13 protein-coding genes are annotated in these 15,492 nt (G+C 60.0%); 6 read left to right on the top strand and 7 right to left on the bottom strand.

Features of this window, described 5'->3' with window-relative positions; translation table 11 throughout:
• Window positions 1-37: 37 nt before the first annotated feature.
• The gene (locus tag GKN89_RS02330) at window positions 38-1,537 is read left to right on the top strand and encodes a carboxypeptidase M32 (RefSeq protein ID WP_063919553.1); all 1,500 of its coding nucleotides are present in this window, start codon (window positions 38-40) and stop codon (window positions 1,535-1,537) included.
• A gap of 168 nt (window positions 1,538-1,705) precedes the next feature.
• On the opposite strand, the gene GKN89_RS02335 is transcribed toward GKN89_RS02330, so the two are convergent.
• Window positions 1,706-2,611, bottom strand: coding sequence for an alpha/beta fold hydrolase (locus tag GKN89_RS02335; protein WP_154746277.1), 906 nt, complete (start codon window positions 2,609-2,611; stop codon window positions 1,706-1,708).
• A 185-nt stretch (window positions 2,612-2,796) separates the two neighbouring features.
• Here GKN89_RS02335 and asr point away from each other — a divergent pair, with 185 nt between their 5' ends.
• Window positions 2,797-3,072 carry an acid resistance repetitive basic protein Asr gene (gene asr / locus GKN89_RS02340; protein ID WP_025302975.1) on the top strand — a complete coding sequence of 92 codons (276 nt, stop codon included), beginning with the start codon at window positions 2,797-2,799 and terminating at the stop codon, window positions 3,070-3,072.
• Between the two features lie 294 nt (window positions 3,073-3,366).
• Window positions 3,367-4,179 (top strand): serine protease, encoded by an 813-nt coding sequence (locus tag GKN89_RS02345; RefSeq protein WP_019452648.1) that lies wholly within the window; start codon window positions 3,367-3,369, stop codon window positions 4,177-4,179.
• An 83-nt stretch (window positions 4,180-4,262) separates the two neighbouring features.
• On the opposite strand, the gene hrpA is transcribed toward GKN89_RS02345, so the two are convergent.
• Window positions 4,263-8,150, bottom strand: a complete 3,888-nt coding sequence (hrpA, locus tag GKN89_RS02350; protein ID WP_370520143.1) for an ATP-dependent RNA helicase HrpA — start codon at window positions 8,148-8,150, stop codon at window positions 4,263-4,265.
• A 269-nt stretch (window positions 8,151-8,419) separates the two neighbouring features.
• Here hrpA and azoR point away from each other — a divergent pair, with 269 nt between their 5' ends.
• A complete protein-coding gene (gene azoR / locus GKN89_RS02355) occupies window positions 8,420-9,025 on the top strand; it encodes an FMN-dependent NADH-azoreductase (protein WP_019452650.1) in 606 nt (201 codons plus the stop codon).
• A 119-nt stretch (window positions 9,026-9,144) separates the two neighbouring features.
• Here azoR and GKN89_RS02360 read toward each other — a convergent pair whose 3' ends face one another.
• From GKN89_RS02360 to GKN89_RS02370, 3 genes are read right to left on the bottom strand one after another with little or no spacing between them, the layout of a single operon-like run.
• Entirely contained in the window at window positions 9,145-9,468 is a 324-nt protein-coding gene (locus GKN89_RS02360) for a YdbL family protein (protein WP_015377995.1), read from the bottom strand.
• Between the two features lie 8 nt (window positions 9,469-9,476).
• On the bottom strand, window positions 9,477-9,674 hold the full coding sequence (locus tag GKN89_RS02365; protein ID WP_004930472.1) for a YnbE family lipoprotein: 198 nt from the start codon (window positions 9,672-9,674) through the stop codon (window positions 9,477-9,479).
• The gene (locus GKN89_RS02370; RefSeq protein ID WP_154746279.1) at window positions 9,671-12,283 is read right to left on the bottom strand and encodes a YdbH family protein; all 2,613 of its coding nucleotides are present in this window, start codon (window positions 12,281-12,283) and stop codon (window positions 9,671-9,673) included. The genes GKN89_RS02365 and GKN89_RS02370 overlap by 4 nt, the downstream gene beginning before the upstream one ends.
• A gap of 468 nt (window positions 12,284-12,751) precedes the next feature.
• Here GKN89_RS02370 and GKN89_RS02375 point away from each other — a divergent pair, with 468 nt between their 5' ends.
• Both GKN89_RS02375 and hslJ read left to right on the top strand, forming a co-directional pair.
• A complete protein-coding gene (locus GKN89_RS02375) occupies window positions 12,752-13,744 on the top strand; it encodes a 2-hydroxyacid dehydrogenase (RefSeq protein WP_154746280.1) in 993 nt (330 codons plus the stop codon).
• Between the two features lie 51 nt (window positions 13,745-13,795).
• The gene (hslJ, locus tag GKN89_RS02380; RefSeq protein ID WP_063919555.1) at window positions 13,796-14,224 is read left to right on the top strand and encodes a heat shock protein HslJ; all 429 of its coding nucleotides are present in this window, start codon (window positions 13,796-13,798) and stop codon (window positions 14,222-14,224) included.
• Between the two features lie 28 nt (window positions 14,225-14,252).
• Here hslJ and GKN89_RS02385 read toward each other — a convergent pair whose 3' ends face one another.
• On the bottom strand, window positions 14,253-14,507 hold the full coding sequence (locus GKN89_RS02385) for a DUF333 domain-containing protein (RefSeq protein ID WP_015377999.1): 255 nt from the start codon (window positions 14,505-14,507) through the stop codon (window positions 14,253-14,255).
• Between the two features lie 498 nt (window positions 14,508-15,005).
• Window positions 15,006-15,338 (bottom strand): multidrug efflux SMR transporter SsmE, encoded by a 333-nt coding sequence (gene ssmE / locus GKN89_RS02390; protein WP_025159776.1) that lies wholly within the window; start codon window positions 15,336-15,338, stop codon window positions 15,006-15,008.
• Window positions 15,339-15,492 lie beyond the last annotated feature (154 nt).

Here is a 15,492-nt window from a genome sequence, read left to right on the forward strand (position 1 = left end):
TACCGCCGGACCATTATCAATTGGGAGCCGAATAATAATGACATCTGCACATTCCAACACGTCTGCTTACGATCAACTGCGCGCGCTTTTTAGCCGGCTGTCGCGTTTCGGCCACCTGTCCGCCATCGCCGGTTGGGACATGCAAACCATGATGCCGCCGGGCGGCAGCAAGGCGCGTTCAGAAGCGTTGGCCGAACTGAGCGTACTGCAGCACCAGATTTTAACCGCGGAAAGCACCGGCGCGCTGTTGGATCGCGCGCAGCAAGAGACGCTGGACGAGCTCGACCGCGCCAATCTGCGCGAGATGCGCCGCCAATATGAGGACGCCGTGTTGCTGCCGGCCTCCCTGGTCGAAGCCAAATCGCTGGCCGGTGCGCGCTGCGAACACGCCTGGCGCGCCCAGCGCCCGGCCAACGACTGGGATGGCTTCGCCGAGAATCTGCGCGAAGTGGTCAAGCTCAGCCGCGAAGAAGCGCAAATCCGCGCGCAGGCGGCCGGCACCAGCCGTTACGACGCCCTGCTCAATCTGTATGAGCCGGGCATGCGCAGCAGCGATCTTGACCGTATCTTCGGCGATTTGAAAACCTGGCTGCCGGATCTGCTGCAGCGCGTGGTGGCCAAACAGGCCAACGAACCCTGCCAGGCGCCGCAGGGCCCGTTCAATGTGGACACCCAACGCCAGCTGAGCCTGAGCGTGATGAAACTGCTCGGCTTCAACTTCGACAATGGCCGCGTCGACGTCAGCGCGCACCCGTTCTGCGGCGGCGTGCCGGAAGATGTGCGCATCACCACGCGTTACAACGACAAAGAGTTTCTGACCGCGCTGCTCGGCATCGTGCACGAGACTGGCCACGCCCGTTACGAACAGAATCTGCCGCGCGATCTGCTCGGCCAGCCGGTCGCTCTGGCCCGTTCCACCGCCATTCACGAATCGCAGAGCCTGCTGTTTGAAATGCAGCTGGCGCGTGGCAATGAGTTCCTGAAAATCTTGCGTCCGTTGGTCACCGCGCAGTTTGGCGAGCAGCCGGCGCTGGAAGAAGCCAACTTCATTCGCCTCAATCAGCGGGTTAAACCGGGCCTGATCCGCGTCGACGCCGACGAGGTGAGCTATCCCGCTCACGTCATCCTGCGCTACGAAATTGAAAAGGCGCTGATCGAAGGCGACATTGAAGTGGAGGACATTCCGGCGCTGTGGAATGAAAAGATGCACGCGTATCTGGGCCTCGACACCATCGGCAACTATCGCAACGGCTGCATGCAGGATATCCATTGGACCGACGGCGCCTTCGGCTACTTCCCGACCTATACGCTCGGCGCGATGTACGCTGCGCAGCTGTTCCACAGCGTGCGTCAGGCGCTGCCATCGCTGAGTGAAGATATCGCCGCCGGCAATCTGCAGCCGCTTTTCCATTGGTTGCAGCATAACATCTGGCGCCACGGCAGCCGTTTCCCGACCGAAACGCTGATCGCCAACGCAACCGGCGAAGCGCTCAACCCGCGCTACTTCCGTCAACATTTGGAAAACCGCTACCTGTAATCCCCCCTGGCGCGGCCACGGTCGCGCCATTTTCCCCCTGCTAGACCTGATGGTGTTTCATAGCGCACGACTCTTGCCGACAGCACCCTGGCTGCAGAGTGTCGGGTGGCTACTCTCCAGGAGTATGTTGTAACTAAAACAGTAAAAAGCACCAAACCGCTCCGCCTTTCATCCCAGCGCATGACGGGCGATCATCGCCGCCAGTTGCGGCCTCAACGACACGGGCAGGTCATGCCCCATGCCCGGCATAATATGTAATTCGGCGTTGGCGACTGCGCGGGCGATCGCCACCCCGCCCGCCTTGCGCACCAGCCGATCGCGGTCGCCGTGAATGACCAGCGTCGGCGCGGCGATGCGTCGGCTGTAACGACGCAGATCACCGCTGCCGAGCAGCGCGGAAAGCTGCCGCTGCATGCCTTCCGGATCCACACCCCGCTTCAACAACCGCTTCACCAGCGCATCCAGCTCCGCCTCCTCCGGCGGATACATCGCGGTGCCAAGCGCGCGTAAAAAGGCTTTCATCCCCTCATGGCGCTGCTGCAGCGTCATCTCCGCCGCGGGCCGGCGCACCAATAGCCACAGCAGCGAAGGCGCCGGCGGCGGCAACAACGGCTGGTTGGTGCTGGAGAACAAGATACACAACGAGGCGACGCGCTGCGGGTAGTCGGCGGCCAGCACCTGGGCGATCATTCCCCCCATCGAAGCGCCCAGCACGTGAGCCTGCGGAATACGCAAATGATCGAGCAGATGCGCCGCGTCCGCCGCCATATCCGCCAGGGTATAAGGCACCGGCGTTTGCCAACCGAGCTGGGCGCGCAACATCAGCAGCCACAACGGCTGCGTGCGCTGCCCCTGCGTCTTGCCGGAAAGCCCGACGTCGCGGTTGTCGTAACGGATCACCCGAAATCCCTTGGCCACCAGGGCGCGGCAGAAATCGTCAGGCCACAGCAAAAGCTGCGCGCCGATGCCCATGATGAGCAGCAACGGCGGATGCGTCTCATCGCCCCAGTCCTCATAGGCCAGCGGCACCTCACCCTGTTCAGTTACGCCACAACGAACCGTTATCTCGTTCATTTTAAATCCCTTTTATCGCGCCTGACGGTCATTATAGCAGCAATCCCCCCTGCCGCCGCTGCCCTGTACATTAGGTTACAAGCCGAAACCAATCACTCACGGAAAGCCGCGCGCCGTTTGCCTACTATCATCTCAACGGCCCCGCAGTGGGGTTGATACCCAAAAGTCATATTGAGGATTTTACGATGAAAAAAGTATTAGCTCTGGTTGTTGCCGCTGCAATGGGTCTGTCTTCTGTAGCTTTCGCTGCCGAGGCGGCCACCACCGCACCTGCGGCTACCGCAACCACCGCCACCGCTGCGCCGGCTAAAGCTCAGGTGAAACATCACGGCAAGAAAGCCCCGGTACAGAAAGCTCAGGCGGCCAAAAAGCATCACAAGAAAGCCGGCAAGAAAGCCCCAGCGCAAAAAGCCCAGGCGGCTAAAAAGCACCACAAGAAAGCCAGCCACAAAAAAGCGTAATGACGTGAGGGTCCCCTCACCGCTTCAGGCTTGACGTGTACGACACCCGGTTCGCCGGGTGTTTTTTCATCGGGGGGTTCTCATTGATGCTGCGCCGCTACCTGTTCGAGATCATTCTGACCGCCCTGATCCTTTGTGGACTGATCGCCGTCTTTTTTTATCTGTAGCCTGCCGCGCCGCCGGCGGGAAATTATTGAAAAATCAATTATTGCCCATCCACATGGCTGCTAAATCAGTCTATAGTTAGCATTCAGTGTGTTTATGGATGATCCGTATTTGTCAGGCAAGAGATCTATGCGCATATCCGTTTTACTGTTGCTGTGTTCACTCCCATTCGTTGCCTCCCAGGCGGCACGCGCCGACGGCCCGTCCAAGGCCGAGCAAACGCGCCTGTTTTTTGGCAAAGATGAACGAATCAAGGTCACGGATACCGCCGCCCAGCCGTGGCAGGCCATCGGCCAGGTCGAAACCGCCAGCGGCAACCTGTGTACCGCCACGCTGATCTCCCCGCATCTGGCGTTGACCGCCGGTCACTGCGTGCTGGCACCGCCGGGGCAATTGGATAAGGCCGTCGCTCTGCGCTTCGTGGCGGGCGATAAATCGTGGCAGTATCAAACCGACAATATCGAGACCCTGGTCGACAGCAAGCTGGGCAAAAAGCTGAAGCCGGACGGTGACGGCTGGATCGTGCCGCCCGCCGCCGCCGCCTATGACTTTGCGCTGATCCGGCTGAAAGACAAGAAGCCGCTGCCGATCGCGCCGCTGCCGCTGTGGCAAGGCGACAGCAAAGCGCTGACCCAGGCGCTGAAACAGGCCAAACGGCTGATAACCCAGGCAGGCTACCCGGAAGATCATCTGGATGATCTCTACAGCCACCAAAACTGCAAGGTGACCGGCTGGGCTCAACAAGGCGTGCTATCGCACCAGTGCGATACCCTGCCGGGCGACAGCGGTTCGCCGCTGCTGCTGAAAACCGCCGACGGCTGGCAACTTATCGCCATCCAAAGCTCGGCGCCGGCGGCGAAAGATCGCTATCGCGCCGATAACCGAGCCCTGGCGGTACCCGGCATCCGCGAAGCCCTGGACGCCCTGGCGGCAGGCAAATAATCCCTACTCGGCGGCGCGTAAAGCGCCGTTTTTCTTGCACGGCAGATAACGCGCCGGCCGCTTGCCGACCGGCGCGCCAGCGTTTAGCCCGAAAGCTGCTCGATAGTTTGCAGAATGCGTTTGTCGGAGATCGGGTAAGGCGTGCCCAGCTGCTGCGCGAACAGGCTGACGCGCAGTTCCTCGATCATCCAGCGCACCGCTTTCACCTCTTCTTCCTGCTGCCGCTTCGGCGGCAGCTTGTTCAGCCACTGCTGCCATGCCTGCTGCACCTGCTCCACCCGCAGCATCTGCGCGCGATCGCGGTGCGGATCGATAGCCAGTTTCTCCAGCCGGCGCTCAATAGCCTGCAGGTAACGCAGCGTGTCCGGCAGGCGTTTCCATCCGTTGCCGGTGACGAAGCCGCGGTAGACCAGGCCGCCGAGTTGGGTCTTGATGTCCGACAGCGCCAGCGCCAACGACATGTCCACCCGGCCTTTCAGCCGCTTGTTGATGTTGAAGACCGCCGTCAGGATCTGCTCAACCTGCTTGGCCACCTCAACCACCGTGTCGTTCAGCTCGGCACGGATCTGCTCTTGCAAACGCGCAAAGCCTTCTTCCTGCCAGACCGGGCCACCGTGTTCGGCGATCAGCTTGTCGATGCCGCACGAAATGCAGTCGTCGATCAGCTCCAGCACCTTGCCGTACGGGTTGAAATAAAGCCCCAGCTTGGCCTTGTTCGGCAGCTTTTCATGCAGGTACTTAATCGGCGAAGGAATATTCAGCAGCAGCAGACGGCGCGTACCATGCCACATCGCCTGTTGCTGCTCGCTTTCGCTGTCGAACAGACGGATCGCCACGCTGTCCTTCTCATCCACCAGCGCCGGGTAGGCCTTCATCGAATAGCCGCCGCGCTTCTGCTCGTAGAACGCCGGCAGTTGGCCAAAGCTCCAGACATGCAGATTGCTCTGCTCCAGCCCGTCATCGGCCACCGCCGACAGCGTCTCCTGCACCTTCTCTTTCAGCTGCAGGCGCAGAGCGGCCAAATCTTTGCCTTCACGCAGCGTCTGGTTCTTCTCGCCCACCACGCGGAAAGTCATTTTCAGGTGATCGGGCACCTGATCCCACTGCCAGTCATCACGTGACACGGTCACGCCAGTCATGCGCCGCAGCTCGCGCTCCAACGCGTCCAGCAGCGGCAATTCCAGCGCCGTAACCCGGCCGAGGAACGCTTCGGCGTAGTTCGGTGCCGGCACGAAGTTGCGGCGCACCGGTTTCGGCAGCGACTTGATCAGCGCGATCACCAGCTCACGGCGGATGCCGGGGATCTGCCACTCGAAGCCCTGCTCCTCCACCTGATTGAGGATCGGCAACGGAATGTGCACCGTCACGCCATCGGCATCGGTGCCCGGTTCGAACTGGTAGCTCAGCCGCAGCTTGAGATTGCCCTGATGCCAGAAGTTCGGGTAGTCCAGCGCGCTGATCTTGTTGGCGCCATCCTTGATCAGCATCTCTTTTTCAAAGTTCAGCAGATCCGGCTGCTGTTTGGCCGCGCTCTTCCACCAGCTGTCGAAATGACGGCCGGAGACCACATCGTTGGGGATACGGCGATCGTAGAAGCCGAACAGCGTTTCGTCGTCCACCAGAATGTCGCGGCGGCGCGATTTATGCTCCAGCTCTTCCACTTCGGCGCGCAGCTTTTGGTTTTCACGGAAGAAGGCATGGCGCGTCTGCCAGTCGCCCTCCACCAGCGCATGGCGGATAAACAGCTCACGGCACAGCAATGGATCGATGGAGCCATAGTTGACCTGGCGCGCCGCGACGATCGGCAGACCGAACAGCGTGACCTTTTCGCTGGCCATCACCGCCCCTTGCGACTTCGACCAATGCGGCTCGCTGTAGCTGTGCTTCACCAGATGCTGAGCCAGCGGCTCGATCCATTCCGGTTCGATGCGCGCGGCGATGCGCCCCCACAGGCGGCTGGTTTCCACCAATTCGGCCACCATGGTCCACTTCGGCGGCTTCTTGAACAGGCCGGAGCCGGGGAAGATCGAGAAGCGGGCGTTGCGCGCGCCGGTGTATTCCTGCTTGTCCGCATCCTTCTGACCGATATGCGACAGCAGGCCGGTCAGCAACGCGGTATGCACGCTGCGGTAGTCGGAAGGCGTGCTGTTGATCGGCAGCCCCAGTTCTTTCACCACCTGACGCAGCTGGGTATAGATATCCTGCCACTCGCGCACCCGCAGGTAGTTGAGGAAATCGTTGCGGCACAGCCGGCGGAACTGGCTGGAAGAGTTCGCTTTTTGCTGCTCCTGCAGATAATCCCACAGATTGACGAACGCCAGGAAATCCGAGTCTTTGTCGGCAAAGCGACGGTGTTTTTCATCCGAAGCCTGCTGCTTGTCCATCGGACGCTCACGCGGATCCTGAATCGACAGCGCGGCGGTGATGATCATCACCTCGCGCACGCTGCCGCTCTTCTGCGCTTCCAGCACCATGCGCGCCAGACGCGGATCGATAGGCAACTGCGCCAGCTGCCGGCCCTGCGGCGTCAGCTGGTAATGGCCGTTGTCGGCGGTGGTGATCGCCCCCAGCTCTTCCAGCAGGCGCACGCCATCCTGAATGTTGCGCTTGTCCGGCGCTTCGACGAACGGAAACGCGGCGATGTCGCCCAGCCCCAGCGAGGTCATCTGCAGAATGACCGACGCCAGGTTGGTGCGCAGGATCTCCGGATCGGTAAACGCCGGCCGCGACAGGAAGTCCTGTTCGGAATACAAGCGAATGCACACCCCTTCCGACACGCGGCCGCAACGCCCTTTACGCTGGTTGGCGGAAGCCTGCGACACCGGCTCGATCGGCAGGCGCTGCACCTTGGTACGGAAGCTGTAGCGGCTGATGCGCGCGGTGCCCGGATCGATGACGTACTTGATGCCCGGCACCGTCAGCGAAGTTTCCGCCACGTTGGTGGCCAGCACGATGCGGCGGCCGTGGTGCGACTGGAACACCCGGTTCTGCTCGCTGTTCGACAGGCGCGCATACAGCGGCAGCACCTCGGTGTGTGGCAGATTGAGGCGGTTCAGGGCATCGGCAGTGTCGCGAATTTCACGCTCACCGCTCATGAAGATCAGAATGTCGCCCGGCCCTTCGCGCCCAAGCTCGTCCACCGCATCGAAAATCGCCTGCAGCTGGTCGCGATCGGTATCGTCGTCGTCGTCGACCACCGGGCGGTAACGCACTTCCACCGGGTAAGTGCGGCCGGAAACCTCGATGATCGGCGCATTGTTGAAGTGGCGCGAGAAGCGCTGCGGATCGATGGTCGCCGAGGTGATGATCACCTTGAGATCCGGGCGCTTCGGCAGCAGTTCACGCAGATAGCCGAGAATAAAGTCGATGTTAAGACTGCGCTCGTGCGCTTCATCGATGATCAGCGTGTCGTACTGCATCAGCAGGCGATCCTGCTGAATCTCCGCCAGCAAGATGCCGTCGGTCATCAGCTTGACCAGGGTGTTTTCCCCCACCTGATCGTTGAAGCGCACCTTGTAACCGACGCTGCCGCCGAGCGGGGTTTCCAGCTCGTCGGCGATGCGGTTGGCGACGGTGCGCGCTGCCAGGCGGCGCGGCTGGGTGTGGCCGATCAGCCCTTTCACCCCACGCCCCAGCTCCAGACAGATCTTCGGCAACTGGGTGGTTTTCCCCGAGCCGGTCTCCCCGGCGACGATCACCACCTGGTGATCGCGGATAGCGTTTAAAATGTCCTGCTTTTTCTGACTGACCGGCAGGCTTTCCGGGTAGGAAATGCGCGGGCAAGACGCGGCGCGCGCCTGCACTTTCTGCCGCGCCGCCGCGATGTCGCTTTCGACTTCGGCGGCGACCGCCAGCTGGGCATCGGGATTTTTGATTTTTCGTGCGCCCTGCAGGCGACGACGCAGGCGTTGTTGATCGCGGAGCATCAGCTCGCCCAGTTGGGCCGGCAGTGCCTCGAGCGGAGATTTCACGTTCGGTGTTCCTTGTTTCATCGCGGCCAAGACCAGGCTTAGCAACGGTTTAATGTTTTTTTAGCGATTTTTTTGCTTTAGCCGCACAGCGTATCACAAACGGCTTTTTCGCCCTACTTCCGCGAGCAAAGCCTCGGCATGTCATTCAATAAAATCGAACGAAGATCTCGAAATATTGCGCTATCACTGTCGGAGGAATGTGAATAGCATGTACTTCATGCAAGGGACGCTGAGTCCTGATGTCACTGTCACAACGTAAGGAATTATCGATGAGCAAAGTATTGGTTCTGAAATCAAGCATCCTGGCGACCTACTCTCAGTCTAACCAACTGGCCGATTTCTTCGTAGAGCAATGGAGCAACGCCCACAGCGGCGACACCATCACCGTACGCGATCTGGCCGCACAGCCAATCCCGGTGCTGGACGGCGAACTGGTTGGCGCGCTGCGTCCTTCCGATGCTCCGTTGACCCCGCGTCAACAAGAAGCGCTGGCGCTGTCGGACGAACTGATCGCCGAGCTGCAGGCCAATGACGTCATCGTGATTGCCGCCCCGATGTACAACTTCAACATCCCGACCCAGCTGAAAAACTATTTCGATCTGGTTGCCCGCGCCGGCGTAACCTTCCGCTACACCGAAAACGGTCCGGAAGGCCTGGTGAAAAACAAACGCGCCGTGATCCTGACCAGCCGCGGTGGTATCCATAAAGGCACCCCAACCGACCTGGTAGAACCTTACCTGCGTCTGTTCCTGGGCTTCATCGGCATCACCGACGTGGAGTTCGTCTTCGCGGAAGGCATCGCCTACGGCCCGGAAGTGGCCACCAAAGCCCAGGAAGACGCCAAAGCGGCCCTGTCTCAGGTGGTTGCCGCCTAAGATCCCGCGCAGGGGCGCCATGCCCCTGCCGGACAAGACGTCAGTCCTGTCAAACCTGCACTACCCTCATAATAATCATCTATCCGTATCTCTTGGCGCGCCAGACGGCGCGCTTTTTTTTATTTCTTCAGCCACTGGCCGTTGATGCCGCGCACATACTCGCCGCTCTGCGCACGCGTCACCAGCTTCTGCCCGGCCATGCGTGCCACTTCGTCGACGGCGATATGGTTGCCGTCCGCCACTTCCTGATACTTCTCGGCGCGGCCGGCGTTGATGCGCTTCACCAGCGCCAGCGTTTCCGCATCCTGTTTCACCGGCGCAATATAGCCGCTCAGGGTTTCGCCCACCCGCCCTTGCTGCTTCGCCTCATCCAGCGTCAGTGCCATCGCCACGCTGCTGAACAGCCAGGCGGCGCCAGCCAGCCACACATAACGTTTTTTCATGTCGGCTCCTAGAACAGACCGCTTTGGGTTTTCAGCAGGTTTTCGACGTCCTTATCCACCTTGATATGAATCTCATGCTCGATCTTGACGTTCATATTGATGGTGATCGGATCCTTCGGCGTCGCCACCTCGATGCGCGGCACGCAGCCGCTCAGCAGCGAAACGCACAGCACCGCTGCCAGCGCCGACACACTCATGATTTTCATTGTTGTTCCCCAGGTTGTGAGAGGGCCTGCTCCAGCCACTCCTGTAAATTGTCGCCGAAGCGCAAACTGCGCCACAGCTGAAACACGTTTTCCTGATGGCGATAATTCAGGATCACCTCGCGCTTGGCGCTCTTCTGCGGGTTGATGCCGTCGATGCGCGCGCTCAGCGTCAGCTCGCCCAGGTTATCGAGATCGACCCGGGCGTGCGAACGGTTGATTTCCATGTAGCGCAGCCAGTCGATCGCCGCGCCGGTCGCCAGGTTATTGCTGCCGATGGCGTCGGCCATGTCTTTGTCCAGCCGCAGCGTCAGGGTGCCGGCGTTGGCGATCCAGCCGTTTTGCACCAGCCATTTCGGGTGGTTCAGGAACAGCGGCAACTCGCCGTCGACCCGGCCGGACATCGCGAACTGCTTGGGTTTCAGGGCGGTGAACAACGCGCTGAGATCGACCTTGTCCAGCTTCAGCACCGCGGCGTCATGCTGCGGCAACCGCAGCGCCGACAGGCTGATATGGCCGTTGAGCATGTCCACGCCGACGTTGCTCAACGTCAGCGGCCGCCCTTCGCTGTAAGGATAGGTGCCCTGCAGATCGGCGGAAATGTTCTGCATCTCGAACAGGTTGGTGAAAGACTTGATGCGCAGAGACACTGGCTGTTTAGCCCCCAATTGCCACTGATGCTGCTTGAACCGGTACGACAGGATGAAGTCCAGGCCGCTCATCTCCCCGTCTTTCAGCCACATGCCGCCGTTTTTCACCACCCAGTGGCCACCGGCCTCGAACCCTTGTTCGCGGGCGGCGGAGAACGCCGACTGGGCGTAAAATTCGCCGTCGCGCAGCGTGAGATTAAGATCCGGCGGCAACAGCGGCTGGAAGACCTTCAGCGACTGTTTCGGCCACCAGCCCTCACCGCGCAGGCGTTCGCCGTCCCAACGGCCGCGCAGCGCGATCGGCCCGATCTGCTGCGCCTGCAGTTTGCCCTGCAGCTGGAAACTGTCCGGCGAACGGCCGTTCAGCTGCAGCGCCAGCACCGGCGCCGGTAGATGGCCGCCGTCGCTGAAGCTGACCTTATCCGCCGCCAGTTGTAATTCGCCGTTGAACTGCGGGTTTTGTTCATCACGCTGCCAGCGCAGCGGCTGATTGAGGCTCAAGCGCGGCGCGGCGACCGTCACCAGGCCGTACTTCAATTTATCGAAGCCGGTGGAAAGCTTGTCGAGCACCAGCTCGCTGTCCTGCCAGCGGCCGCTGCCGGCGACGTCCCAGGCGGCCTGCAGCGGCGGCAAACGGCCATTACCCCAGTAACGCCATTGCCAGTCGCCCTTGTCTGGCCAGAAATCCTGTGCCTGGCCATCCAGGTGCAGCTTGAAACGCCCCCAGTAACTGTCGCTGGCGCTCAAAATCGCCTGCAGACGGCCGGTGATACCGGCGGCGGTCACTTTCACCCCCGCCAGCGGCAAGCGCGCCTCGTCCAGCTTCATTTCCGGGGACACTTTGCCCCACAGGCGCAGCAGCGAGCCCGGCTGCAGCACCAGCGTCGGGTTGAGAATGCTGCCGCCGATCACACCCGGGATCGACGCCGTGGTGGAGAAGTCGGCCAGATTGGCCTGGCCGGTCAGTTGGAAACGCAGATCGCTGTCGGTCAAGCCTACCTTGCCCGGCCCGAGGGTCAGCACCGCATTGCCCTTGCCATTGTGGCCGGCGGTGATCACGTTCAGTCGCGCGCTGATCTCTGTTTCATCCAGCCCTTTGCTCCAGTCGTGCAGCGCGACGCTCAGGCCGCCGTTCAACGGTTGCCCGCTGTACGGCCAGCGCCACTCGCCCTGCTTGATGCTGACGCGCTGCGGCGTCACTTCCCACGGCAACACCGCCAGCGGCCGATCGTCGCCTTTTTCGCTCACCGTCAACACGCCCTGCTGCTGTTGCCAGCGCATGTCCAGCAACACCGGTTTTTCCAGATAGGCGGTCTGCATTTCCCCCTGCAACGCGCCCTGCGACGGCAGGCTGGCCAGATCCAGCGGAATGGTTATCTTGCCGGCGAGGTGCAGCGGTTGCGCACTGTTGGGCGGGAGGACGGTCAGGCTCTGCAACGTCAGCTGCTGTTTTTCATCCAGTTGCGCCTCGGCGCTGAGATTCGGCCCCTGATAATGCAGGCGTTGCCCATCAGTGCCGGAGGTAAGCTGCAGTTTGCCGGCATAGCGCTGCCAGGGAATGAGCGTCAGATCGTTAATCGTGAGATCCAGCGGCGGCAGCTGCCGCTGCAGCTGGTCGAGCGCCAGCGGCGTGCTGTTGTCGTCGCTGCCCGGCAGTTTTGACAAACAGGCGCTATCGACGCTGACCTTATCGCTCGACAGCTGCCAGCGGCCTTGCCGGTAAGCCAGTCGCGTCGGCCCGACGTTGGCCAGCAGGCAATCTTGCGCGCTGAAACGCGCCCCCGCCAACGCCAGACCGCCCTGGCGCCAATGCAATCCGCCCTGCAATTCCAGTCGGCTTCCCGCCGGCAACCAATGCGATAACACCCCCGGCAGCCAGCGCGGCAAGGTTTGCCACAACGCCAGCACCAGGATTGCGCCGCCCGCCACCGTCCCTATGAATACTTTCAATCGCCTGGTCATTAAATGATTGCTTCGTTCCTGAGTTAGGCATTCGTTAAGTCTATGCCTGAATTGACAATAATGATGGCACGAATTTGACATAGGGTGAAGCTGAGCGCGGTCGCAGAGGCGATTTGCACCCTTTTGGCGCAAACGTATGCGGGATTGTAGATTTTCGTTACATATACATCACATGAATGAGACAGTTTTCAGACTTTTGTTATTGTCGTTACCGTTGATGATTAATAGTCTTGCAAGCATTCTAATAAAAGTTTAGCTGCTAGCTAACTGTGTACTAGAGAAGCCATTCCCCACACCCCCGTGGGGATTTTTTTGTCACTCGCCACCACCGTCGCCTTCCCTTCACCGTACCAAGCCCCCAGCGCAGCCCGACAGCGGCGATTTTGACCCTGTCGGAAATGGCTAACCAATTGTCGAATTTACTAAAATCTGTTAAATTGATCACAAAATCACGGTGGAGAAACCACGATGAAATTGGCGATATACAGTACCAAACAGTATGACCGTAAATATCTCGAACTGGTGAATCAGCAGTTTGGCTATGAGCTGGAATTCTTCGACTTTTTACTCAGCAAAAAAACCGCCAAAACGGCCGCCGGGTGCAAGGCGGTGTGTATCTTCGTCAACGACGACGGCAGCCGTGAAGTGCTCGAAGAACTGGCGGCGCTGGGGGTCGAGATCCTCGCCCTGCGCTGCGCCGGCTTTAATAACGTCGATCTGGACGCCGCCAAAGAACTGGGCATCAAGGTGGTGCGCGTGCCGGCCTACTCGCCGGAGGCCGTGGCGGAACACACTATTGGCATGATGATGTGCCTGAACCGCCGTATTCACCGCGCCTATCAACGCACCCGCGACGCCAACTTCTCGCTGGAAGGGCTGATCGGTTTTAACATGCACAACCGCACCGCCGGCGTGATCGGCACCGGTAAAATCGGCGTGGCGACGATGCGCATTCTGAAAGGCTTCGGCATGAAGCTGCTGGCCTACGATCCATTCCCGAGCGAACAGGCGCTGGAGCTGGGTGCAGAATATGTCGATCTGAAAACGCTGTACGCACAGTCCGACGTGATCACCCTGCATTGCCCGCTGACGCCGGAAAACCACCATCTGCTGAATGCCAACGCTTTCGCGATGATGAAAAACGGCGTCATGGTGATCAACACCAGCCGCGGCGCGCTGATTGACTCGACCGCCGCCATCGACGCGCTGAAGCAACAGAAAATCGGCGCGCTGGGGATGGATGTCTACGAGAACGAGCGCGACCTGTTCTTTGAAGACAAGTCTAACGACGTGATTCAGGATGACGTGTTCCGCCGCCTGTCGGCCTGCCATAACGTGCTGTTCACCGGCCATCAGGCCTTCCTGACCGAAGAGGCGCTGACCAGCATTTCGCAAACCACGCTGCAGAACATCAGCCAGTTGGATCGCGGCGAAACCTGCCCGAACCAGTTGAACGCCTGAACCTGATCTCAGGGCGCCGCCAAGGCGCCCTGTTTATTTGAGAGAGCGACGATGAGAAAAGTCACGACGACCGCCCTGGCGGCGTTGGCCTTAGCGGGGTGCAATATGAAACCGCACGCGACCGTCACGCCCGGCGACCTGCTGCATCATAATTTCGTGTTGCAGAGCGTGGATGGTGAAGCGGCAAAAGCCCCAACGGGCAGCGGCCTGCTCAATCTGGAGTTCGGCGAGCACCTGCACGTGTCCGGCACGATGTGCAACCGCTTCTTCGGGCAGGGGCAATTACGCGACGGTGTGCTGACAGTGAAACCGCTGGCCACGACGCGCAAGCTGTGCCCTGATGCGCAGCGCAACCGCTGGGATCACGTCATCGGCGCCGTGCTGGAAAACGGCGCCGACGTGACGCTAAACGCCCAACGGCTGACGCTAAGCGGCAGCGGCCACACGCTGGTTTATACCCTGCGCGACTGGGTGTATTGACCTGCGCGCCGGGTCAGGCGCCGCGGGCTTATCCGGCGCAGCTGCCCAGGCCCAGCGTGCGTTCCTCACACTGTTTGCCGTTCGGCATCTGGCACATGCGCAGCGCTTCGCCGTTCAAGTTGTGCGCGATGGTGGTGACGCCGCCGACCGCCGCGCAACCGGCGCTGGTCTGCAACGTATTGATTCTGGCACTGTTACCCTGCTGTACTGGCTCTTCGTTATTGCTGCTGCAGGCGGCTAAAAGCAGCACGGCGCTGGCAAGCAGCCATTTTGATGTCGTCATTATCCCACTCCTGAACCCGGAACTGCGCTGTGTAAAATCGCCATTGCTGATAACGCGCGTCACTTGGCGGACACGTTTCGCTATCTTTGATGCAAACTTGTTTAATCTAGCTCGATATATAAATAATGAAAATATATTCCGGCCATTATTTATCGTTTTTTGCGCCGGCCGGACATTTATTTTGTTTGCAGAATATTTCCGCCGCGGCGCGAAGCGCCAAACGTGACGGCGCCACCCGCGGTCTGGGCCCGGAGGCAGGCAGAAAGTGATAACGTCACCGCTGCCAGCTGCGCCGCTTTTAGCGGCGATATGGGTATTAATTAGCCCCGCGTGCTTTCGCCATGACGGCGCATTTTTTGCTACCGGAGAGAACGATATTTACGTCTATGCTGACGGCGCTAACTAATTAGCATTCCACTATTTTCAGTGAATGATGGCTGAATTCTTCAACCGGCGCGGCTCGCTGTCACGCCGGCTTTTTCTACATCAAAATAACACTCAGTGCACCGAGGCTTTCGACAGTAAATTAATCACCAGCACGCCGGCAATAATTAATCCCATGCCGACGATCGCCGGCCAATCCAATTTTTGCTGATAAACGAATACCGCAGCAACCGACACCAGCACGATCCCCATGCCCGACCAGATCGCGTACACGATGCCCAACGGCATGCTTTTCACCACCATCGACAGCCCCCAAAATGCCACGCCGTAGCCCAGCACTACCAGCAACGACGGCCACAGGCGGGTAAAACCCTCGGAGGCTTTCAACATGGTGGTGGCGATCACTTCTGCGACGATCGCCATCGCTAAATACATAAATGCGCTCATGGTTTTCTTCTGTCAGTTTACCGATAGGCAATTATGACCCGCCGGAAATAAATTGTCTTTAAACGGCGAAAACAATTTATTGGCGTGACGTTTCTCCACAGGGAAAATAGCCGCCCCCGGCCGCATTGCCGATTTATCGCTCGCCACACAAATG

The organism is Serratia sp. YC16, assembly GCF_009707615.1.
GTDB classification, from domain to species: Bacteria; Pseudomonadota; Gammaproteobacteria; order Enterobacterales; family Enterobacteriaceae; genus Serratia; species Serratia surfactantfaciens.